At 73.2% G+C, this 21,279-nt stretch carries 14 protein-coding genes; 4 read left to right on the top strand and 10 right to left on the bottom strand.

The window, feature by feature from the left end:
* Positions 1-117: 117 nt before the first annotated feature.
* Both IF54_RS0131970 and IF54_RS0131965 read right to left on the bottom strand, forming a co-directional pair.
* Complete coding sequence (locus IF54_RS0131970; protein WP_030325126.1) at positions 118-822, bottom strand: response regulator; 705 nt, start codon at positions 820-822, stop codon at positions 118-120.
* Positions 807-2,117: a sensor histidine kinase gene (locus IF54_RS0131965; RefSeq protein ID WP_030325124.1), complete on the bottom strand. Its 1,311-nt coding sequence runs from the start codon at positions 2,115-2,117 to the stop codon at positions 807-809. The genes IF54_RS0131970 and IF54_RS0131965 overlap by 16 nt, the downstream gene beginning before the upstream one ends.
* 253 nt (positions 2,118-2,370) lie before the next feature.
* Here IF54_RS0131965 and IF54_RS0131960 point away from each other — a divergent pair, with 253 nt between their 5' ends.
* Both IF54_RS0131960 and IF54_RS0131955 read left to right on the top strand, forming a co-directional pair.
* Entirely contained in the window at positions 2,371-3,063 is a 693-nt protein-coding gene (locus IF54_RS0131960; protein WP_030325122.1) for an ABC transporter ATP-binding protein, read from the top strand.
* A complete protein-coding gene (locus IF54_RS0131955) occupies positions 3,060-5,408 on the top strand; it encodes an ABC transporter permease (RefSeq protein ID WP_030325120.1) in 2,349 nt (782 codons plus the stop codon). Before IF54_RS0131960 ends, IF54_RS0131955 begins: the two co-directional genes overlap by 4 nt.
* Positions 5,409-5,411: 3 nt before the next feature.
* Here IF54_RS0131955 and IF54_RS0131950 read toward each other — a convergent pair whose 3' ends face one another.
* On the bottom strand, positions 5,412-6,575 hold the full coding sequence (locus IF54_RS0131950; protein WP_030325118.1) for an alanine--tRNA ligase-related protein: 1,164 nt from the start codon (positions 6,573-6,575) through the stop codon (positions 5,412-5,414).
* Between the two features lie 259 nt (positions 6,576-6,834).
* Positions 6,835-7,176 carry an ANTAR domain-containing protein gene (locus tag IF54_RS0131945; protein WP_030325116.1) on the bottom strand — a complete coding sequence of 114 codons (342 nt, stop codon included), beginning with the start codon at positions 7,174-7,176 and terminating at the stop codon, positions 6,835-6,837.
* 223 nt (positions 7,177-7,399) lie between these two features.
* Between IF54_RS0131945 and IF54_RS0131940 the strand changes: the two genes are divergently transcribed.
* On the top strand, positions 7,400-8,359 hold the full coding sequence (locus tag IF54_RS0131940; RefSeq protein WP_030325114.1) for a helix-turn-helix transcriptional regulator: 960 nt from the start codon (positions 7,400-7,402) through the stop codon (positions 8,357-8,359).
* 146 nt (positions 8,360-8,505) lie between these two features.
* Positions 8,506-10,221 carry a hypothetical protein gene (locus tag IF54_RS0131935; protein WP_051735613.1) on the top strand — a complete coding sequence of 572 codons (1,716 nt, stop codon included), beginning with the start codon at positions 8,506-8,508 and terminating at the stop codon, positions 10,219-10,221.
* Positions 10,222-10,295: 74 nt separating this feature from the next.
* Here the strand turns inward: IF54_RS0131935 and IF54_RS0131930 are convergent, their stop codons facing one another.
* From IF54_RS0131930 to IF54_RS0131905, 6 genes are all read right to left on the bottom strand, one after another.
* A complete protein-coding gene (locus IF54_RS0131930) occupies positions 10,296-10,937 on the bottom strand; it encodes a cutinase family protein (protein WP_030325110.1) in 642 nt (213 codons plus the stop codon).
* 81 nt (positions 10,938-11,018) lie between these two features.
* Positions 11,019-12,251 (bottom strand): PucR family transcriptional regulator, encoded by a 1,233-nt coding sequence (locus IF54_RS0131925; protein ID WP_030325107.1) that lies wholly within the window; start codon positions 12,249-12,251, stop codon positions 11,019-11,021.
* 122 nt (positions 12,252-12,373) lie between these two features.
* Positions 12,374-13,297, bottom strand: a complete 924-nt coding sequence (locus IF54_RS0131920) for an alpha/beta hydrolase (RefSeq protein ID WP_030325105.1) — start codon at positions 13,295-13,297, stop codon at positions 12,374-12,376.
* A 16-nt stretch (positions 13,298-13,313) separates the two neighbouring features.
* Complete coding sequence (locus IF54_RS0131915; protein WP_030325103.1) at positions 13,314-17,594, bottom strand: type I polyketide synthase; 4,281 nt, start codon at positions 17,592-17,594, stop codon at positions 13,314-13,316.
* Complete coding sequence (locus tag IF54_RS0131910; RefSeq protein WP_030325101.1) at positions 17,591-19,291, bottom strand: fatty acyl-AMP ligase; 1,701 nt, start codon at positions 19,289-19,291, stop codon at positions 17,591-17,593. Before IF54_RS0131910 ends, IF54_RS0131915 begins: the two co-directional genes overlap by 4 nt.
* Before the next feature lie 25 nt (positions 19,292-19,316).
* On the bottom strand, positions 19,317-20,870 hold the full coding sequence (locus tag IF54_RS0131905; RefSeq protein ID WP_234439116.1) for an acyl-CoA carboxylase subunit beta: 1,554 nt from the start codon (positions 20,868-20,870) through the stop codon (positions 19,317-19,319).
* Positions 20,871-21,279 lie beyond the last annotated feature (409 nt).

The raw sequence follows: 21,279 nt of genomic DNA, 5'->3' as shown, positions 1-21,279 counted from the left end.
GCGCTACTCGGCAGGACCGTGTCCTGACGAGCGCTACTCGGCAGGACCGTGTCCTGACGAGCGCTCTGCGCGGCCGGGTCATGGCTTGTCGCGCGCTCTGCAAGGCCGGACCGTGTCCTAACGCGCACGCTCCGCGGGGCCGCCCGGAGTGATCAGCCCGCTCTCGTAGGCGAGGACCACCGCCTGCACCCGGTCCCGCAGCTCCAGCTTCGACAGGATCCGTCCGACATGGGTCTTCACCGTCGTCGGACTCAGGAAGAGCCGCTCGGCCAGCTCGGCGTTGCTGAGCCCGGTGGCCAGAAGCCGCAGCACGTCCAGCTCGCGTGGCGTCAGCCCCGACAGGTCGCGGTGCGGGGAGGCCTGCGGCGCGGCCTCGCGGTGGGCGAAGCGCTCGATCAGGCGGCGCGTGATCGCGGGCGCCAGCAGGGCGTCCCCGGACCGCACCAGCCGTACGGCGGCCACCAGATGCTCGGGTGTGACGTCCTTCAGGAGGAAGCCGCTCGCCCCCGCCGTGAGCGCCGCGTACACGTAGTGGTCGAGGTCGTAGGTGGTCAGGATGATCACCCGGATCTCGCCCGCGGAGTCCTCGGCGAGGATGCGCCGGGTCGCCTCGATGCCGTCCATGCCGGGCATCCGGATGTCCATGAGGACCACGTCGGGACGGGTTCGCAGGACCGCGGCGACCGCCTCCGCCCCGTCGGCCGCCTCCGCGGTCACCTCGATGCCGTCCGCGGCCAGGATCATCCCGAACCCCGTCCGGACCAGGGCCTGGTCGTCGGCGATGACCGCCCTCACCGTGTCTCCGCTCACGTCGTCCGCCACGGCAGCTCCGCCCTGATCCGGAAGCCGCCGGCGGGGGTCGGACCGGCCGTCAGCTCGCCGCCGTAGACCGCGAGGCGCTCGCGCAGCCCGATCAGCCCGCGCCCGTTCCCGTCCGCCGGAACCGCGACGCGGACCCCGCCGGTGTCCGTGACCTCGATCTCCAGCAGGTCGTCGGACCAGCCGACGGTGACGACGGCCTCGGCGCCCGGCGCGTGCTTGATGGTGTTGGTCAGCGCCTCCTGCACCACCCGGTACGCCGTCAGGTCCACCCCCGGCGGCAGCGGCTCGGCAGGCAGCGACACCGCGACCCCGACCGGAGTTCCCGCGGCCCGCACCCGGTCGATCAGCGCGTCCAACCGCCCGAGCCCCGGCTGCGGTTCGAGACCGTCGGCGGGGGAGTCCGGCCTGCCGGTGTCCGGGGCGGCCAACAGGCCCATCACATGCCGGAGTTCGGCCATCGCGGCCCGCCCGCCGGCCTCGACCGCGAGCAACGCCTGTTTGGAACGCTCCGGTGCCACGTCCATGACCTTGCGCGCCGCGCCCGCCTGGATCACCATCACGCTCACATTGTGGGTCACGACATCGTGCAACTCCGCGGCGATCCGGGCGCGTTCCTCCTCAACGGCCCTGCGGGTCGCCTCCTCATGGGCCCGCTCCAGGGCCGCGAACCGGTCCCGGCTCGCCGCGAGCCGCCGCTGCCCGAACCGGACCACGCTGGCCAGGACCCCGGCCACCAGCAGCACCACCCCGGGACTCGACCAGCCCGGCAGCACCGGATCCGTCGACCGGAAGGCCACCCCCGCCAAGACGGCCGCCACCACCAGACCGGTCATCGCCCCCGCCCGGTACCGGCTGTACATGACCGCGCTGTACGTGCCGATGACACAGGTCAGCACAGTGATCCAGGAGGCGTTGTCACCGATGCCGAGTGCCGCGGCGAGCACCACCGCGAACACGGCCAGCGGGAACCGCCGCCGCGCCGCGAGCGGCAGCGTCGACAGCACGACCAGGACCCAGGGCGGGGTTTCCGGTTGCCCCACGTCCGCACCGGGCACGGGCGGCCGGGGCGGCGACGGGGGCGCCGGAGGCACGGGCACTCCGTACTCGACCCGCGACACCCGCACCGGCCCGTCGCCGGGATAGCGCGCCGCCACCACCAGCGCGACCAGCGTCAGCAGCACGGCCAGCAGCACGTCGAAATACACCGAACGCCGCGACAGCGGGGCGCCCTTGGCCTCCGGGCGCAGCGCGAAACGCACCTGCCGACGCCATCCCCGCAGGTACTCCGTCTCCATGCGCCCATTGTCACGGCCCCCAGGCCCGTCCCGCGTCCGCCCGGATGACCAGCGCCTCCTCCGCCGGACGTACTCCTCGGGGACGACCCCGGCCCCGGATCCTCCCGGCGAAGGGCCGTATCTCGGTGCTCCGGCCGACGCGCCGACGACCCGACCGTCCGTAACTTCGCCACGCCGACGCAACCGCGTGGCCCGGCCACCCCGCCCGTCATGGCGCGGACCCGCCCGACGACACTCCCGAAGGGGATCTCCCATGACCCAGGTCATCGAACTGAAGGGCGTGGCCAAGCGCTACGACAGTGCCGGCGCACCCGCGCTCGGACCGCTCGACCTCTCCGTGGCCCAGGGTGAGGCGCTCGCGGTGACCGGCCCCTCCGGCAGCGGCAAGTCCACGCTGCTGAACCTCGTCGCCGGGCTCGACAAGCCGACCGAGGGCACGGTGACCGTCGACGGACAGCGGATCGACCGGCTCGGCGAGCACGCGCTGGCCCGGTTCCGCCGCGAACGGATCGGCATGGTCTTCCAGTTCTTCAACCTCCTCGACGACCTCACCGTCCTCGACAACATCCAACTCCCCGGCCAGCTCAACGGAGTTCCGCGGCGCACCGTGCGGGATCGCGCGACGGAGCTGATGGAGGTCCTCGGCATCCAGAAGCACGCCCGCACCCACCCCGGCCGTCTCTCCGGCGGTGAACGCCAACGCGTCGCCGTGGCGCGGGCGTTGGTGAACCGGCCCGCCCTGCTCCTCGCCGACGAACCGACCGGCGCCCTCGACAGCGCCTCGGGCCAGGACGTCCGTGACCTCCTCGTCGACCTGCACCGCGGCGGCCAGACCATCGTGCTGGTCACCCACGACCCGGCCCTGGCCCAGGCCTGCGCGAGCCGTACCGTCCACCTCGTCGACGGCCATGTCGCCCTCGACTCCCGCGCGGAGGCCGTGCGATGACCGGACCGCTCGTCCGCGTGGTCCGCTCCGGGGTGGGCAGGCGCCGGGTGCAGACCGCGGTCATCGCGATCGCCACGATGATGGCCGTGGCGGCCGCCGTGGTCGCCGGCTCCCTCATGGTCGTCACCAACGCGCCCTTCGACCACGCCTTCGCCGCGCAGCAGGGCGCCCACCTCACCGCCGGGTTCGACCCCGCCGAGGTCACCGACGCACAACTCGCGGCCACCGGGCGGCTGGACGGGGTCACCGCGAGCGCCGGGCCCTATCCCACGGCGCTCCTCCAGGTCACCGACTCGGCCGGCCGCAAGCCCCCGGCGCTGACCTTCGTCGGACGCACCGGCCCGCACGCCACCGTCGACGACCTGGACCTCACAGCCGGCCGATGGGCGAAAAGACCGGGCGAGGTCGTGCTGAGCTCCTCCTACCAGGGGCCCGCCTTCAAGGTGGGCGACACCCTGACGGCCTCCGGCGCGACGCTCACGGTCGTCGGCTTCGCCACCTCCGCGGGCAGGAGCGCCGACGCATGGGCGACGCCCGCACAGGTCAGGGCCCTGGGCTCGAAGGACGCGCCGGTCACCCGGCAGATGCTCTACCGCTTCGAGGAGGCCGGCTCGACGGGCGACATCGCCGCCGATCGCAAGAAGCTCGCCGCCGCCGTCCCCACGGGGGCGCTGCTCGGCACCCGGTCCTACCTGGACACCAAGCGTGCCGCCGACAGCGGGGCCGCGCCGACCATCCCCTTCCTGATCGCGTTCGGCGTCCTCGGACTCGTCATGTCCGTGATCATCGTCGGCAGCGTGATCAGCGGTGCGGTCGGCACCGGTCTGCGCCGGATCGGCATCCTCAAGGCCATCGGTTTCACCCCGCGCGAGGTCGTCCGCGCCTACCTGGCGCAGGCGCTCGTCCCGGCGGGAGCGGGCATCGCGCTCGGCGTCGTCCTCGGCAACCTGCTGGCCCTACCCCTCCTCGACGAAACCGAGCAGGCGTACGGCACCGCCACCCTGTCGGTCGCCTGGTGGGTGGACGTCGTGGTCCCGGCCGGCGCCCTGCTGGTCGTCGGCGCCGCGGCCTTCGTCCCCGCGCTGCGGGCCGGGCGACTGCCCACCGTCGAGGCCATCGCCGTCGGCCGGGCCCCGCGCACCGGACGCGGCCGGTGGGCGCACCGCGCGGCGGGCCGCCTCCCGCTGCCCCGGGCCGTGACCTACGGCCTCGCGGCGCCCTTCGCCCACCCGGTCCGTGCCCTCGCGATGCTGCTCGCGGTCGCGTTCGGCACGATCGCGGCGACCTTCGCCGTCGGACTCACCTCCTCGCTCGACGAGGTCGGCCGGATCCAGGACCCCGAGGACCGTGCCGCGGTCACCGTCTTCACCGGCGGCCCCGGCGTGGCACACGGCGAACACGTCCCCGCGCCCGGCACCCAGGAGCCCCGGCAGGCCGACCCGGCACAGGTGAGCGCCGCCATCGAGGCGCAGCCGGGCACCGCCTCCTCCTACGGCGAGGCCCAGCAGGACGCCACCGTGGCCGGGATCACCGGAAACGTCCGGGCCCGCCTGTTCACCGGTGACTCGGGCAGCGCCGCCTACGCGATGACCGCCGGCCATTGGCTGGACGGCACCGGCCAGGTGGTCGTGCCCCGCCAGTTCCTGGAGACCACCGGGACGGAGATCGGCGACACCGTGCGGGTGACGGTCGGCAAGGAGACGGCCGCCCTGCGGATCGTCGGCGTGGCCTTCGGCAGCGCGGAGGACCAGCTGGAGATCCAGGCGAACGCCGCCGACTTCCCCGGGACCAAGCCCCAGGTGTTCCTGGTCGACGTGAAGGCGGGCGTCTCCCCGGCCGCGTACGCCGAGAAGCTCTCCGCGCGGATCCAGTCCCTCGGCGCCGAGGCCACGGCCAACTCCCCTTCCCGGCAGCACAACATGGTCCTCGTCCTGAACACCATGGCGGCGCTGCTCACCCTGATGCTCGTCTCCGTAGCGGGTCTCGGTGTGCTCAACTCGGTCGTTCTCGACACCCGGGAACGTGTCCACGACCTGGGCGTCTGCAAGGCCATCGGCATGTCGCCCCGGCAGACCGTGAGCCTCGTCCTCGCCTCGGTGGCCGGCATCGGCGTGCTCGGCGGCCTCGTCGGCGTCCCCGCCGGATACGCGCTGCACGGCTTCGTGCTGCCGGTGATGGGACACGCGGCGGGCACCGACCTGCCCCCGTCCGTCCTCGACGTGTACGGCACCCCGCAGCTGCTCCTGCTGGGCCTGGCCGGTCTGGTCATCGCCCTGCTGGGCGCGCTGCTCCCGGCGGGCTGGGCGGCCGGGGCCCGTACGGCCACGGCCCTGCGCACCGAGTAGCCGTCACCCCTGCTGCCGCAGCCCGATCACCAGGTCGCGCGGGAGGCCGTGGGTGTCGTGGAGGTAGTCGTAGTCCTCCTCGCTCAGCAGCCCCCGGTACCTGGGCCCCGACAGCAGACGGCGACCGCGCTCCAGCAGCCGGTCGAAGCCGCGTTCCTCCTCCAGCAGGACTTCCCGGACATGAACTGTCCCGCTGGTCTGCCGGAAGTGGTCCAGCGTGTGCCGGAGGAGCTCCACCGGCAGGTCGGAGAGGGTGCAGGAGGGGTCCTCGCGCCGCAGCGTGGTGAGCAGCCGACGGACGAGCCGGCGCAGGACGTAGCCGCGCCCGGTGTTGGCCGGCCGCACCCCGTCGCCGATGACGACGACGGCGGAGCGCAGATGGTCGCTGACCAGACGCAGCGAAGGCTCGTCCAGGGACCACGGCAGCAGCCGCCTCCAGGGCTCGAACAGGTCGGTGTCGTGGACCGAGTCATGGCCCTGGAGGAAGGTGACCAGCCGCTCCAGACCCATGCCGGTGTCGACACCGGGACGCTCCAGGGGCTGGAGCGAGCCGTCGTCGAGACGGCGGTACCGCATCACGACGTGGTTCCAGATCTCCACCCAGCGCGGATCCGTCGTGGGCGTGCCCTGCGGCGGGGTGCCGCCGGTCCACACGAAGATCTCCGAGTCCGGGCCGCACGGGCCCACGGGACCGTTGGACCACCAGTTGTCCTCCCGGGTGAGCTCCACGGGCACGCCCGACTCCTCCCAGGTGCGCAGGGCGTCCAGATCAGGGCCCACCTGCTCGTCGCCGCCGAAGACCGTGGCGTGGAGTCTGTCGTGGGGGATGCCGAAGCCGTCGCGGAGCAGCTCGTACCCCCAGCGCAGGCTCCGTGAGTGGCCGTAGTCGCCGAGCGACCACGAGCCGAGCATCTCGAACACCGTCAGGTGCGTGGAGTCGCCGACCTCGTCGAGATCGGTGGTGCGCAGACAGCGCTGCACGTTGACCAGACGCCGGCCCCCGGGATGGGGGCGGCCTTCGAGATACGGCGTGAGGGGATGCATCCCCGAGGTCGTGAACAGCACCGGGTCGCCGGGCGGCGGCAGCAGGGTGCTCCCCGTGATCAGGTGGTGTCCGCGCTCGCGGTAGAAGTCGGTGAAGACGCGTACGGTCCGGTCGGAGTCCATGGCGGGGTCCTTGGGTCTCATGGGACCGGAAACGACCGCGGCGATGGGAGGCGACCCGGAGATCCTGCACCGGCGGACCGTTTCCGGCCGCCGGGGGAGGGGGTGAGGTCAGGCGTCGGCAGCCGGCGAGCTGGTCGCTCGCGCGGCTGCGGTGTGGTGCGTACGGCTGATGACCTTCATGCGATCAACCGTACGCACGGGCCGGCCGGTCCGGCACCCGGTTTTCCACGGCAAGGCGCCGACCGCGCCAGAGCGCCGCCTACCGCTCGCACCAGTGCTCCTGGCGTACCAGGGGCCGGCCCCCGTGCACCGCGCGTGCCTCGGTCAGCGCGATGCGCAGTGCGGGGCGGATCTCCGGGGGCAGCGCGCCGACGACGGGCCAGTGCACGACATGCAGGGCCACGTCCCGCAGCTTGGTGTTGGTGCGCTGGGAGACGGTCTTCAGGATCTCCCACCCCTGCTCGGAGCGCAGACCGCTCAAGGCGACGATGACCCCGATCGCCTGGTCGACGACGGCGTGCGAGACAAGGGCCTGCTGGAGCTGGGCGACCTGCTCCTGGAGCTCCTCGATCTTCCCGACCAGCTCTTCGCGATCCGTCATGTACCGCCCTGCCACCCTCTCCCCCTGCCGTCCGGTGACTCCCCGGTCACCGACTCTCCAGTTTCAACGGCGGAAGCCGCAGGCACGAGACACCAAGCGCACACCTTGTGAGCAGGCAGGACAGAAAACGAAACGCCTCGACGCAGCTTTGCGGCATTCGCGGGTAGGGGGAGGGAAAAGGAAGACGCCGAGCGCCGATCAGTGAGAGGGAGGACCTGGCCGCGTGGAGACGCTCACCTTCGACAGCGAGGACCTGGAGCGCACCGAGGAGTTCCTCAGTCACGCCTACGCGAAGATGCGCATCGGCAACGGCACCCCGGACAGCAGCCGCGCGCGCATCCACCGCAGCGCCATCGACACGGTCAGCGTCGACGAGCTCGACCTCGACTTCGACATGAGCTACGCCGTCACCCCGCTGGGCCGGATCTGCCTGTGCGTGGTCCACGAGGGCACCATCGAGGACCACGTCTACCAGGGCGTCTCGGACTCCTTCGGGCCCGGCGACGTGGTGTCCTTCGCTCCGCCGGAGCTCTCCTACGCGGGCCGCATCCACGCGGCCCGCTACAACATCACCATGCTCGACCCCGCCCTGCTCACCCAGGTCGCGGGGACCGCGGACCCGCTGCGCCCCGAACCGGTGCGGCTGACCGGGCACCGGCCGCTCAGCGTCGCCGCGGGGGAGCGGCTGCGGTCGACCATCCGCTACGTCCAGGACCACGTCCTCGCGGACGCCGCCGTCGCCGACCAGCCGCTCGTCGCCTCCACCGCCGCCCAGCACCTGGCCGCGACCGTCCTGGCCACCTTCCCCAACACCGCGTCCGCCGACCCGACGGGCCCGGACCGCCAGGACGCCCATCCGGCCGCCCTGCGACGCGCCCTGGCCTTCATCGAGGGCCACCCCGACCGGCCCCTCACCGTCGCCGAGATCGCGGAGGCGGCCCACGTCAGCGTCCGTGCGCTCCAGTACGCCTTCCGCCGGCACCTGGAGTGCACCCCCCTCGCCTACGTCCGCCAGGTCCGCCTGTCCCAGGCCCACGCCGAGCTGGCGGCCGCCGACCCCGAGACCGGAGCCACCGTCACCGACATCGCCGCCCGCTGGGGCTTCTCCCACCCCGGCCGCTTCGCCACCCTCTACCGCCGCACCTACGCCCGCTCACCGCGCCGCACGCTTCAGGACGGCTGACGTCCCCGCCGTTCGCACGGCTCGCTGCCGCTCAGGGCAAAGAGGTCAGCGAAGGTCTCAGCGGCTGATGACAAAGCGTCCACCGAGCCCTGCGTTCTTGTGAGCAACCGCCGGGAAGCGGTCGCGTGTCGGCCTACCGTCCCGGCATGAACACGAGTCGCAGCAGAGCAGGAACGTGGCGTACCGCGGCGCTGGCGGTGCTGCTGACCACCGGGGCGTTCACCGGGACGGCCACCGGGCCGGCGTCCGCCGAGAGTGCGCGCACCGAGACGGCCGTCGGATCGAGCGGCGGTGTGACCGAGACCGTCGTCCGCGTGAAGGCACCCCTTCCGGCGTCCTTCGGGGCCCGGCCCGCGGCGTGCGACTGGCTGTCGTACCTGCGCTACCGGTCCTCCGCGGGCCCGGCCTCGTCGGCCGACGCCGACCGGGTCCTCGTCGCCCAGCCCGGCATCCTGGAGGGCGCCGGAGCCTTCGACAGCGTCGCCCGCAACACCGTCACCCGCTCCGCCCAGCAGGGCCGGCACCTCGAGTTCTGGGCCCTGGACCGGCGCTCCAACTGCCTGGAGGACCACACCGGAACCGCCTCCGGCGACCAGCACACCGCCGTCGACTACTACTACCGGGGCAAGCAGGTCGCGGGCCGCACCTTCGCCGGATTCGTCGGCGACGGCCGGCTCGGCTGGATGGCCCGCCTCGGCATCGAGCAGACCGTCCGGGACCAGTACGACCTGCTCGCCGCCGAGTTGCCCGACCAGAAGGTCCGCAAGGACAAGGTGCTGTGCGGCGGGCACTCGCTCGGCGGGGTCATCACCGGCTACTTCGCCACCGCCGACTTCGACGGCGACCCCGCCACCACCGCCGACGCCGGCCAGAACCAGTGCGCCGGGTACTTCGCCCTCGACACCACCGTCTCCACCTCGCTCGGCGACCTGAGCGGCAGCATCCCGGACGACACCGGCCTGCCCGACATCGGCCTCGGCTACGGCGTCGTCCAGGTCGGACTCGACAGCGGCCTCTTCCCGCGCTCCCTGTCCGCGCCCGTGCTGCTCAACCCCGAGACCATGACCCTGCTCGCCATCGCCGGCGTGGGGGCCGTACAGGATCCGGACGGCGAGTCCGACCTGCCGGATTACCTGCCCCGGAACACCAACATCGAGGCCACCAACCGGTTCCTGTTCTCCAGGGACACCGCCACCTTCCTCACCGGTTCACCCACCGTGAAGGACTTCCGGCTCACCAACGAGGCCGTGCTCGGCGCGCTCATGGACGACCAGTCCGTCCCGCTGGCCTTCCTCCAGAGCAGCGTGGGCTTCTTCGACGGCGGACCGGTCACCGACAAGAACTTCCCCGTCACCAACGGGAGTTCGGCACAGCCAGGTCTCTTCGGCGCCGAGTACAAGGCCATCCCCGCCGAACCGCACGGCCCGCTCTACACCTGGCGCAACTACGACCGGATCGGCGACGCCGACGACCCCGGGTACAGGTCTTCGGACGGAACACCCTTCACCGCCGCCGGGAAGGAGGTGACCGACATCCAGGAACTGGCGCGCAGCATGGGCACGCAGCCGCTGGACTTCACCGAGCAGTACTTCCCGACCAAGCTCGTCACCGACCTCGAACTGTCCACCTCCCCGCAGGTGAAGCGGCTCGTCGTGCACCCCGACGGGCTCACCGCACGCCCGACGCTCACGGTTCTCGCGGGCGACGGGCTGCTCGCGGGCCGCATCCCCGCCGATCTGCACCCCGTGGTCGCGGACGGCTACCAGCACCTCGACGTGCTGACCGCGGCGCCGGTGCAGAACAACGGCCGGCCCGAGCCGGTGTCCACCGCGCTGACGGAGTTCGCCCGCGATCCCCGGTAGTGGCCAACAGAGAGGAAGGGCCCGGGAGTTCGACTCCCGGGCCCTTCCTCCCGTACCGAGGCGCCAGTCAGGACTCAGACCTTGCCCGCCGCGAAAGCCGCCGCCGCGTCCGCGTTCGCGGTGTAACCGAGGTGCGCCAGGGTGTCGTTGCCGCCCGCCTCGCACACCGGGTCGCCCTTGGCGCAGAAGTCGATGGTGCGGCTCTGGTACGTGCCGGTGACGCTCTTGCCGATGGCCCGGATGGGGTTGCCGAACAACAGCACCGCGGCGACCTTCGGCTCCACCGCGGCGGGCAGCGTGGCCACGATGGGACTGCCCACCACCGCGCCCGCGCTGCTGATGCCGAGGGAATTGTCGACGACATTCGCGCCCTGCGAATAGCCGACCAGAATGAAACGCTGGTTCGGACACGTGGACGCCTGGCTTTTCACGTGGTTCACCAGATCGGCGTTGCCCTGCGCGGCCGAGGTGGGGGAAAGGTCCGCGGGATAGTTCACCCGGTAGCTCGACAGGTTCCGGCCCGTCAGTTTCCCTTGCAGGGCCGAGAACACCGGGTCGCCGACGATGAAGCCGAGCGTGCCCGGCTCGAACGTGCCGCGAGCTGCGACGACGTCGAAGTCCGAGCAGGCCGCGGCAGTCGCGGACGGCGCCGTGACGGTGGCCACCGTGGCCCCGCCGACGAGAGAGAGTGCCGCGAGGCACAAGCGAATACGCATGGGGGGATCCTTTGCGGGTGGGGCGTGTTAAACGCCTGTGGAAAGGATGTCCCGAACGTATTCGCTTGAGCGACGGACCTGTTATGGACGGGAATTCAGGAATTCCTCGTTCTTTTGTGCCGTGGTGAGTGCCAGGATGAGATCCAGACGCGCGCCGGGATCGTGCAGCGCCGCGCCGAACACCTTGTCCAGCTGACGCAGCCGATAGCGCACGGTCTGCGGATGGACATGAAGACGGGTGGCGACCTCCGGCACGTTGCTGCCGCTGAGCAGCCAGGCGAGAAGGGTCTCGGCGAGGCGCTCGCGCTGTCCCTCCGAGACCGCGTCGAGCGGCGCAAGCGCCCGCGCCCGCAGCCGGCCGAGCATCGGTTCGTCGCTGTGCAGCAGGAGTGTCGACAGGTGGTCCGCGCAGCGCACCACCCCTTGCCGGGGCAGCAGTCCGCGTCCCATCAGACCGAGGGCCCGGGTGGCCCAGCGCAGCGACTGGGCGGCCTCCGCGACCGGCACGGTCGGGCCGATGGCGGCCGGCCGTCCGCGCAGCGCGAGCCCGAAGGCCCGGCTGCCTGATCGGCCGGGGCCGTCCGGGTCGGGGATCAGCATCCGCGGGGGCCGCGAGTCCATGTCCACCAGTGCCCCGGCGGTGGCCAGCGGCCACTCCTCCACCCGTTGGTCCGGGGTGGCCGCCAGCGCGACCACCGCGACCTGCTTCGGCACCGACCACCGGGCACCGTGCGCCAGGTCCTGCACCGCCGCCGGCGCCACGGGCCCGTCGCCGAGGAGCAGGTCAAGGAGCCGTCTGCGCCGCCGTTCCAGCTCGTCCGTGTGCTGCGCGCGGGCCTCGGAGTATCCGGCGGCGGCCGCCTCGGCGACCTCGTGCACGGTACGGAAGGCGAGTTCGCCCAGCGCGGTGACGACGGCGGTGTCCAGGCCCAGCTCCTCCGCGGTGCGGCCCATCAGCCGCCAGGCGTGCAGGCCGCCCACCCGCAGCGCGGACTGGAGGGCGTCCAGGCTGCGCCCCTCCAGGGCCTCGCCCCGCCCGAGTTCGTAGTACGTCGCCGCGATGGCGTCCCCGCGGCCACGCGGGTCGGCGATGTGGTCGACGAACAGCGTGAGCGCCTGCACGACCCCGGCTCTCAGGTGCTCCCGGTAGGTCCCGTCGGCGGGGCGGGCGTACTCGGGCACCTGCCGGCGGACCTCCTCCTCGACCTCGTCGGCGACCTCCTCCAACTGGGCGCGCAGCAGGTCGGCCAGATCGGGCGGCATCGCGGGAGCACCGCGGCCCTCCGGTACACCGTGCGGGGCGGGGCTGGCCAAGGGGGGCCCTCCTTTCACCCGGAAGCGGCTCACCCTCGGGCCGTTGCCCGTGGGGCGAGGGGTAAGTCCTGTGTTGGACGGACGTCCCCTGCGTTGCGTTCCGTGACCCGACGGTACCGACATCACACCGGCACCCCCAGACCCCGCGCGAGCATCGGCCACGACGAGGTGAACTCCTGCTTCCAGTAAGCCCAGCTGTGTCCTCCGCCTGAGTAGAAGTGCGTGGTGACCGGGACGCGCAGCAGCGCGAGGGCGTCGGTGAAGGCGTGCGCGGAGGGCCACAGGGCGCTCTCCAGTGCTTCCGGCAGCCAGTCGCCGGCGCCGCCCGCGAGCCCGCTGCCCTGGGAGACGTACAGGGCGGTGCCGCGCAGCCCGGTGCCGCGGGAGCGCGGGTTGAAGTCGAGCCAGGTGAGCAGGTTGAGGATCGGACTGCCCCACAGCGAGGCCGGCGCCAGGTTCTCCCGGGCCACGATGGCGTCCATCAGGGCCGGCACACCGGGTGCCAGGGTGTCGAGGATGCCGCTGTAGGAGGCCGCCGCGGTGAACAGGCCCGGGTGTCTGGCCGCGTGCGCCATGGCGCCGTAGCCGCCGGTGGAGACCCCGGCAACGGCCCGTACCCCGGAGGCCCGGTAATCGCGGGCGAGCAGCGCGGGCAGCTCGGTCAGCTGGAAGGTCTCGTAGTCGGGTCCGTCGCGCCAGTCGGTGGGGATGCCGGTGGGGCCCGCGTCGGGCATCGCGACGATCAGGTCCCGGCCCGCGGTGAAGGCCTCGATGTCCGTCTCCCGGGTCCAGGACGTGTAGTCGTCGTGGGCCCCGTGCAGCAGGTACAGCACCGGGTAGGTCCGGGTGGGCTGGGCGGCGAAGCTGCTGGGCAGGATCAGCCGCACCGGCGCGCTGCGACCGAGCGCGGCGGAGGACACGGACACGTCGATCGTGCGTGACGAGAGCGCGGAGGCGGGCCGGGCGCCGATCAGGGCGGCCAGCCCGGCACCGGCCGCGGCCTTGGCGAGGGTGCGTCGGGACACTGCGGTGGTGCGACGGTGCATGGCGGCTCTCCTCGGATCACGTTGAGCGGGTTCTCGCGGCGAGTTCTCGCCCCAGGTGGGCGGCGATCTCGTCGACGTGCGGCGGGTCGAGCAGCGACAGGTGGTGGCCCGCGACCGGGACGACGGTCAGGCGCGTGCACACCTCGTCCCAGCCCAGCGCCCGGTCGTCGCGTTCGTAGGCGGGATCGCGAACGGTGTGCGGGGCGGGTTCCGTGGCCCGGTACAGGACCACCGGCCCGTCGTAGCGGCCCGGCCGGTGGGCCTCGCCGATCCTCAAGTCGAGATAGGAGGAGCGCTGGTGCTCCAGCGCGGCGGCGGGCACGTCGGCGCGGGCGCGCAGGATGCCCAGCACGGTGTCGATCCGCTCGCCGTCGTCGTCCGTCGCGAGGAGTTCGTCGTAAGGCAGCTCCAGCCGGACCCCGTAGACGTCCGAGACGTGCCGGGCGAACCCCTCGAAGTGGGCGCGGACCCGGTCGGCCGGTGTGCGGTCCGGCCGGGGGAGGGGCCGCACGGAGTCGATCAGTGCCACGAGCTCCACTTCCCGTCCGGCTGCGATGAGTTGGCGCGCGGTCTCCTGGGCGACGAAACCGCCGAAGGACCAACCGCCCAGCAGGACCGGCCCGTCGGGGTGGACCGAGGTGACGGCCTCGGCGTAGCGGCGCGCCTTCTCGGTGACCGTGCGGGCGTCCTCGAGGCGGTCGAGACCGTACACGGGCCGGTCGTCGCCCAGCCGTTCGGCCAGGGCCCGGTAGACCTCGCTCGTGCCGCCGGCGGCGTGCACGAGGAAGAGCGGGGGACCGTCGCCGGTGACGCGCAGGGGGCGCACGGCGCCCGGCCGGATCCGGTCGGCCAGTTCCTGGACCGTGGTGGCTCCGAGCAGGTCGCGCAGCGGCAGCTGCACGGCGAACTCGCGCTCCAGGGCGGTGCGGATCCGTACCGCCATCAGCGAGTCCAGGCCGAGGTTGGCCAGAGCGGTGGCGGGGGATATCCGTCCGGCGGGGTGGCCGGTGACGGCGGCGATGTGGTGGCACAGGCGGCGGGCGAGGGAGGTGTCCTCCGCCGCGTCGACCTCACTGACCAGCAGGTGTGCGGGCGCCGCCGCGACCGCATCTGCGGACACACGCGCTTCCGCATCTGCGGACGCTCGGGCTTCAGCATCCGCGGCCCCCCGCGCCTCCGCATCCGCAGGCATGCGGGCTCCGGCATCCGCGGTCACCCGGGCTTGCCTATCCGTAGACGCGCGGGCCCCGGCATCCGAGGTCACCCGGGCTTGCGCATCCGCGGACACCCGCATGCGCGCCCCCGTAGCCGTACCCGCCGCAGGCCTCGCGGGCGCCGACCCCCGCCCGTCCGTCCACCAGTGCCGCACGTGCCTCCAGCGCGGCGCGGGCAGGTCGACGACCCGCCCCGCGGGCAGCGGCAGCCGTCCGCCCGCGCAGTACAGCGCCCCCAGGTGCGCGAGGAAGTCCGCGCAGCCGTCGGCGTCCCGCCGGAGCGTGCCGAGCGCGAGGGCGCCGGGCGCGGTGTCGGTGACGGCCCGTGCGAGGACCGGGTGCGGCGAGATCTCGAGGAACACGGAGTGGCCGTCGGCCGCGGCCGCGGTGACGGCCCGGTCCAGCCGTACGGGCCGGCGCAGGTTCGCGGCCCAGTGAGCGGCGTCGAAGACACTGCCGTCGCGCGGATCGTCCAGGACGGTGGAGTAGACGGGGACGTGCGGCGCACGGCCGCCGACGTCGGCCAGAGACGTGGTCAACTCCTTTAGAAGGGGGTCGACTTGGGGTGAGTGACCGGCTCCGACGACCCGCATGGACCGGGCCGCCCTGCCCTGCCCCTCCAGCCACCGCACGAACCGCGCCACCGCCGGCTCCTCCCCGGTGACGACCTTCTGCCCCGGCGAGGAGTGGACCGCGACGTGCACACCGGGGAAGTCCCTTTCCAGGAGAACGAGTTCGTCGTCCTCCAGGTCGACGACCGCCATGGCCCCGCCCTGCAACCCGCTCAGCAGCCGGGCCCTGACGGCGACGATCCGGGCGCCTTCCGACACGTCGAGGCCGCCCGCGCACACCGCGGCGGCGACCTCGCCCAGGGAGTGGCCGATGACGGCGGCGGGCTCGACGCCGTAGGAACGCCACAGCTCGGCGAGTGCCACCTGGAGTCCGAAGAGGACGGGCTGGGCCACCTCCAGCCGGTCGAGTGCGCACCCCGACGCGAGCCGTTCGTACAGGGACAGCCCGCACTCCGCGTCGAGCTTCTCCACCGCGGCGGCGAAGGCGGGTTCCTCGGCCAGCAGCCGGCGCCCCATCCCGGCCCATTGGCTGCCGTACCCGGAGAACACCCACACCGGACCCCGCCCGACGAGATCACGGCCGCCGGTGACGACCGGCCCGTGTGCCGACGCCCCTGGTGTGTCTCTCCGCGCCAACGCGTCCAGTCCGTCGGCCAGTTCCGCGCGGTCCCGGGCGACCACGGCCGCCCGCACACTCCCGCGTCCCGCCCGTCCGGCCAGGGTGCGGGCCACGTCGGCCGGGTGCGCGGAGGCCGTACGCAGCCAGTCGGCGAGCCGGGCCGCGGTGTCCCGCAGCCGCTCCTCGTCCACGTCGGACAGGACGTGGAGCCGGGCGCCGGGCTCCTCGGCCGGGCGCGCGGGCAGCACGCCGGGACGCCATTCCTCCAGCACCGCATGGGCGTTGGTGCCGCCGAACCCGAATCCGGAGACCCCGGCGGTGGCCGTACCGCCGTAGCGCGGCCAGGGCTCGCCCTCGGACACCACCCGCAGCCGTACGTCGTCCAGGGCGCTGCCCCCCGAGCAGTGCAGGGACGGCGGGATGACGTCGTGGTGCAGGGAGAGGACCGTCTTGACCAGCCCGGCGATGCCCGCGGCCGACTCCAGGTGCCCCAGGTTCGACTTCACGGAGCCCAGCAGCAGCGGCTGGTCGGGGTCGCGGTCCGCGCCGAGCACGGCACCCAGGGCGCCCGCCTCGATGGGGTCGCCGAGCGGGGTGCCGGTGCCGTGCGCCTCGACGTAGTCGATGAGCGCCGGGGACAGCCCCGCCCGCGCGTAGGCGGAGGCCAACAGGGCTTGCTGGGCAGCCGGGTTGGGGGCGAGGAGGCCGTTGGAGCGGCCGTCGGAGTTGACGGCGGTGGCGCGGATGACGGCGAGCACGCGGTCGCCGTCGCGCTCGGCGTCCGACAGCCGCTTCAGCAGGACGGCCGCGCAGCCCTCTCCGCGTCCGATGCCGTCCGCGTCCGCCGAGAACGGCTTGCAGCGGCCGTCCGGCGCGAGGGCGCCGGCCCGCCGGAACGCCACGGTGACGGCGGGGGAGAGCAGCAGGTTGACGCCCGCGGCGATCGCCGTGTCGCTCTCGCCGGTGCGCAGGCTCACGCAGGCGTGGTGCACGGCGACCAGCGAGGAGGAGCAGGCGGTGTCGACGGCCATGCTGGGCCCCCGGGCGTCCAGGACGTACGACAGCCGGCCCGCGGTCACGCTCAGCGCGCCGCCCGCCGGCGCCCAGGGATCCACGGCCGAGGGGTCGGCGCCGGTGAGGGTGCCGTACTCCGGCGCCGAGACCCCGACGAAGACGCCGGTGGCGGTGCCCGCGAGGGAGGCGGCCGGGACGGCGGCGTGCGCCAGCGTCTCGTGGACGACCTCCAGGAGGATCCGCTGCTGCGGGTCCATCACGGCGGCCTCGCGCGGGCTGATCCGGAAGAAGTCCGCGTCGAACCCGGCGATGTCGTCGAGGTAGCCGCCGTAGGGGAGCGCGTCCTCGGGCGGGAAGGCGCCGAAGTCGCGCCAGCGGTCCTCGGGCACCCGCCGGATCGCGTCGACCCCCTCGGTCAGCAGCCGCCAGTAGTCGCCCGGTCCGTGGACCCCGCCGGGCAGCCGGCAGCCGAGGCCTATGACGGCGACGGGCTCGCCGGGGGAGGCCCCTGCGGGTGCCGCGAGCGAGGCCGGTCCGGGGCCGGGTGCCGAGACCGAGGCCGCTCCGGGGCCGGATGTCGAGGTCGAGGCCGGTCCGGGGCCGGTGTCCGCGACCGATGCCCGTCCGGGCCCGGGTGCCCTGCCGCACAAATGCGCCACCAGCGCCTCCCCGGTCGGCGCCTCCCACAGCAGCGTCGCCGGCAACTCGCGTCCGGTCAGCCGGGACAGTTCGCCGGCCAGCACGACCGCGTCCCGCGAGGCCATCCCGAGATCCGCCATCGGCCGGTCCATCGGCACCTCGGCTGCCGGCGTCCCGGTCCACTCCGCGACCCGCTCCACCACCAGCCGGCGCACCGCGCCCGCGTCCACGGCTCTCACCCGGCACCGCCCACCGCGTAGGTCCCCGCCAGGTACCGCTCCCGGGTCAGAGCCCGCGACACCTTGCCGCTGGACGTGCGGGGCACGGTGCCCGGCGCCACCAGGACGACGTCGGCGAGCCGCAGCCCGTGCCGTGCCGACACGGCCGCCCGCACCGCCCGCACCAGAGCCGGCACGTCGAGTTCGGCGAGGCTGGTGGTCCGGGTGTGCTCGGCCACCACGACCACCCGCTCGCCCGAGCCGCCCGCCACCCCGAACGCGGCGAGCCGGTCCCGCCGCAGCGCCGGATGCGTGTCCTGGACGGTGGCCTCCACGTCCTGCGGGTAGTGGTTGCGGCCGTCGACCACGATCAGGTCCTTGAGCCGGCCGGTGACGAGCAACTGGCCTTCCAGGACCGTCCCGAGATCACCGGTGCGCAGCCAGCCGTCGGCGCCGAAGACCCGCCGGGACTGCTCCTCGTGGTTCCAGTAGCCGCGGCCCACGTTGGGACCCCGCACCTGGATCTCCCCGACCTCGCCCTCGGGCAGGACGGCCTGGGAGACGGGGTCGGCGATCCGGATCCGCTGTCCCGCCGGGGCACCGCAACCCGCCAGCAGTACCGCCCTGGGATCGTCGGGACGCGCGGGCAGCGCCTTGCCCTCGGCGAGCGCGTCCCGGTCGAGCGCGAACCGGCGCAACGGTTGCCCGGGCCCGGCGGCGCTGACGAAGACGGTCGCCTCCGCGAGGCCGTACGAGGGACAGTGCGTCCCCGCGGCGAGCCCCTGCCCGGCGAAGGCCGCCTGGAAGCGGTCGGCCGTGGTGGGGCGGACCGGTTCGCTGCCGTTGAGGAGTGCGAAGACGCCGTCCAGCCGCAGCTCCGCCTTCTGCGCGTCGGTCACCGCGGAGGCGCAGTAGTCGTAGGCGAAGTTGGGGGCCGCGCTGAGCGCCCGCGGGTGGGCGGACAACAGCCGTAGCCAGCGCGCGGGTTCGTGCAGGAAGGCCACCGGGTCCATGAGCACCGACAGCAGTCCCCGCACGACCGGGGCGGCCACGCTCAGCACGAGCCCCATGTCGTGGTAGAGCGGCAGCCAGCCGACACAGGTCACCGGATGGACGTCGGCGCCGTAGGCCGTCAGTGCCTGGCAGGCGTTGGCGACGACGTTGGTGTGCCCGATCTCCACACCCGCCGGGGTGCGGGTGGACCCCGAGGTGTACTGGAGGTAGGCGATCTCGCCGCCGGCCGGTTCCCGGTCGCTCGCGGCGGCGTCCGGCACCTGGTCCACCGCGACGATCCGCTCGCCCAACTCCCTTACTTGCTCAAGGTGTCGGCTGGTCGTCAGGATCACAGCCGGGCGCGCGTCGGCCAGGACCGCCGTGAGCCGGTCGTCCTGGCCGGGCAGACCCGGCGGATACAGGGGTACGGCGACCAGGCCCGCGCTGAGCGCCGCCAGGAACCCGGTGACGTACTCCAGCCCCTGGGGGCACAGCAGCGCCACCCGGGCTCCGGGCCCGGCCTCCTCCGCGAGGCGCGCGGCCACGGCACGGACCCGTAGGTCCAGCCGGCGCCAGGTCAGGGTGCGGTGGACGCCCCGCGAGTCCGGGGCAGGGTGGTCGACGAAGGTGAACGCCCGTCGGTCGGGCGTGGCCTCGGCCCAGTGCCGCAGGTACTCCGGGAGCGTGCGGAACGCGGGGGCGAGCGGGGGACGGCGGCTGTCCATCGGGCAGGTCTCCTCGCGAGACGGGTCAGAGCGGGATGTTGCCGTGCCGGCGCTCCGGCATCGGGGCACGCTTGCCGCGCAGGGCTCGCAGCGCGCGGCAGATGTGGGCGCGGGTGTCGCGCGGGGCGATGACGGCGTCGACGTAGCCGCGCTCGGCGGCGGGGTAGGGCGTGCCGTGGGTGTCCTCGTACGCGGCGACGAGTTCGGCCCGCAGCGCCTCGGGGTCCTCGGCGGCGGCGATGTCGCGCCGGTGCAGGACGCCCACCGCGCCCTCGGCGCCCATCACCGCGATCCGTGCGGTCGGCCAGGCGAGGTTGATGTCGGCGCCCAGATGCTTGGAGCCCATCACCGCGTACCCGCCGCCGTAGGCCTTGCGGATCACCACGGTCACCTTGGGGACGGTCGCCTCTGCGTAGGCGTACAGCAGCTTGGCACCGCGGCGGATGATCCCGGCCTGCTCCTGCCGGACCCCGGACAGATAGCCCGGCACGTCGGCGAAGGTCAGCAGCGGAATGCCGAACGCGTCGCAGAACCGTACGAACCGCGCCGCCTTCTCCGAGGCGTCGATGTCCAGCACCCCGGCCGCGTGCGCGGGCTGGTTGGCGACCACCCCGACGGACATGCCCTCGACGAGCGCCAGCGCGCAGATGATGTTGGGTGCGAACAGCTCCTGGACCTCCAGGAGTTCACCGTCGTCGACGACGGCCCGCAGGATGTCCCGCATGTCGTAGGCCTGCCCGAGCCGGTCCGGCACGATCTCGTCGAGCGGGATGTCGGTGGGCGGCGGCAGGGGGGCGTACTGCGGCGGCCGCTCCAGGTTGTTGACGGGCAGGTACGACAGCAGCTCCCGTACGGTGTCCAGGGCCTCGGTCTCGTCCGCGGCGAGGAAGTGGGCGTTGCCGCTGAGGGAGTTGCTGGTGCGGGCGCCGCCCAGTTCCTCGGCGCTGGTGCGTTCCCCGGTGACCGCCTCGATCACGTCGGGCCCGGTGACGAACATATGCGAGGCGCCGTCCACCATCACCGTGAAGTCGGTGATGGCGGGGGAGTAGGCGGCCCCGCCGGCACACGGCCCGAGGACGACCGAGATCTGCGGGATCACCCCGGAGGCCTGGACGTTGCGGCGCACCAGCTCGGCGTAGAGGGCGAGGGAGGCGACCCCCTCCTGGATGCGGGCGCCGCCACCGTCGTTGAGCCCGATCACCGGGCACCCGGTCCGAAGCGCCAGGTCCATGAGGGCCACCGTCTTCTCACCGAAGGCCTCACCCATGCTGCCGCCGAACACCGTGGAGTCCTGTGAGAAGACACAGACGGGGCGGCCGTCGATCGTGCCGCACCCGGTGATCACGCCGTCCCCGTAGGGGCGGTCCGCGCCGTCCCCGGTCGGCCGGGCCCGCACGAACAGGCCGGTCTCGGTGAACGAACCGGGGTCCAGGAGCAGGTCGATCCGCTCCCGCGCACTGAACTTGCCCCGCTTTCTGGGTCTGTTCCCGGCGACGGCCCGTGCCTGGCGGGCCTCCAGTGCGAGAACGCGGTCGGCGGTGCGGTCGGGCAGGCGTGTCGTCGTCACCTCTACTGTCACTGCCACCTCCGAAGTGGCCTTCGAATATGGCAGCGCCCCCAGGTGCTGCCGAGCCCTACGCCGTTCTGTTTGCGCGAGGTGAGTCCCGGGAGGCCGGCCTTGCTCCGTGAGTGACAAGCACCGGTGAACGGCGGACCGTGCCGTGGGCGCCGCATTTGAGCCAACCTGGCCGGGGAGAAGGTGCAGACCTGTTCCGGGGGCCCGCCTTTTCGCAGGCCCCGGGAAGGCGCCTCCATCGGTCGGAGCACAGGAATGAGTCAGTTTCCCGATCGGGTTCGACCGGCCGGTTGATAGTTCAATGGGGGCGCTGCAACAATCCCGGTCCCGGCCACGTCGTCACCCCGACCCCTCGGCCGTCAGCCCCACAAGGCCCCTCCTCAGGCATGCAATTCCATCCCGTGAATTCCGG

The sequence above is a fragment of the Streptomyces sp. NRRL B-3229 genome (genome assembly GCF_000719505.1).
In the GTDB taxonomy this organism is placed as follows: domain Bacteria; phylum Actinomycetota; class Actinomycetes; order Streptomycetales; family Streptomycetaceae; genus Streptomyces; species Streptomyces griseorubiginosus.
The sequence above is the reverse complement of the archived record's forward strand: the minus strand, read 5'-3'. Positions and strand labels throughout refer to the sequence as shown.

Excerpts from the sequence above, each read along its gene's own strand:
- IF54_RS0131960 (WP_030325122.1), top strand. The coding sequence starts at position 2,371 with ATGACCCAGGTCATCGAACTGAAGGGCGTGGCCAAGCGCTACGACAGT.
- IF54_RS0131930 (WP_030325110.1), bottom strand. The coding sequence starts at position 10,937 with ATGCGTATTCGCTTGTGCCTCGCGGCACTCTCTCTCGTCGGCGGGGCC.
- IF54_RS0131950 (WP_030325118.1), bottom strand. The coding sequence starts at position 6,575 with ATGGACTCCGACCGGACCGTACGCGTCTTCACCGACTTCTACCGCGAG.
- IF54_RS0131910 (WP_030325101.1), bottom strand. The coding sequence starts at position 19,291 with ATGGACAGCCGCCGTCCCCCGCTCGCCCCCGCGTTCCGCACGCTCCCG.
- IF54_RS0131965 (WP_030325124.1), bottom strand. The coding sequence starts at position 2,117 with ATGGAGACGGAGTACCTGCGGGGATGGCGTCGGCAGGTGCGTTTCGCG.
- IF54_RS0131935 (WP_051735613.1), top strand. The coding sequence starts at position 8,506 with ATGAACACGAGTCGCAGCAGAGCAGGAACGTGGCGTACCGCGGCGCTG.
- IF54_RS0131955 (WP_030325120.1), top strand. The coding sequence starts at position 3,060 with ATGACCGGACCGCTCGTCCGCGTGGTCCGCTCCGGGGTGGGCAGGCGC.
- IF54_RS0131945 (WP_030325116.1), bottom strand. The coding sequence starts at position 7,176 with ATGACGGATCGCGAAGAGCTGGTCGGGAAGATCGAGGAGCTCCAGGAG.
- IF54_RS0131920 (WP_030325105.1), bottom strand. The coding sequence starts at position 13,297 with ATGCACCGTCGCACCACCGCAGTGTCCCGACGCACCCTCGCCAAGGCC.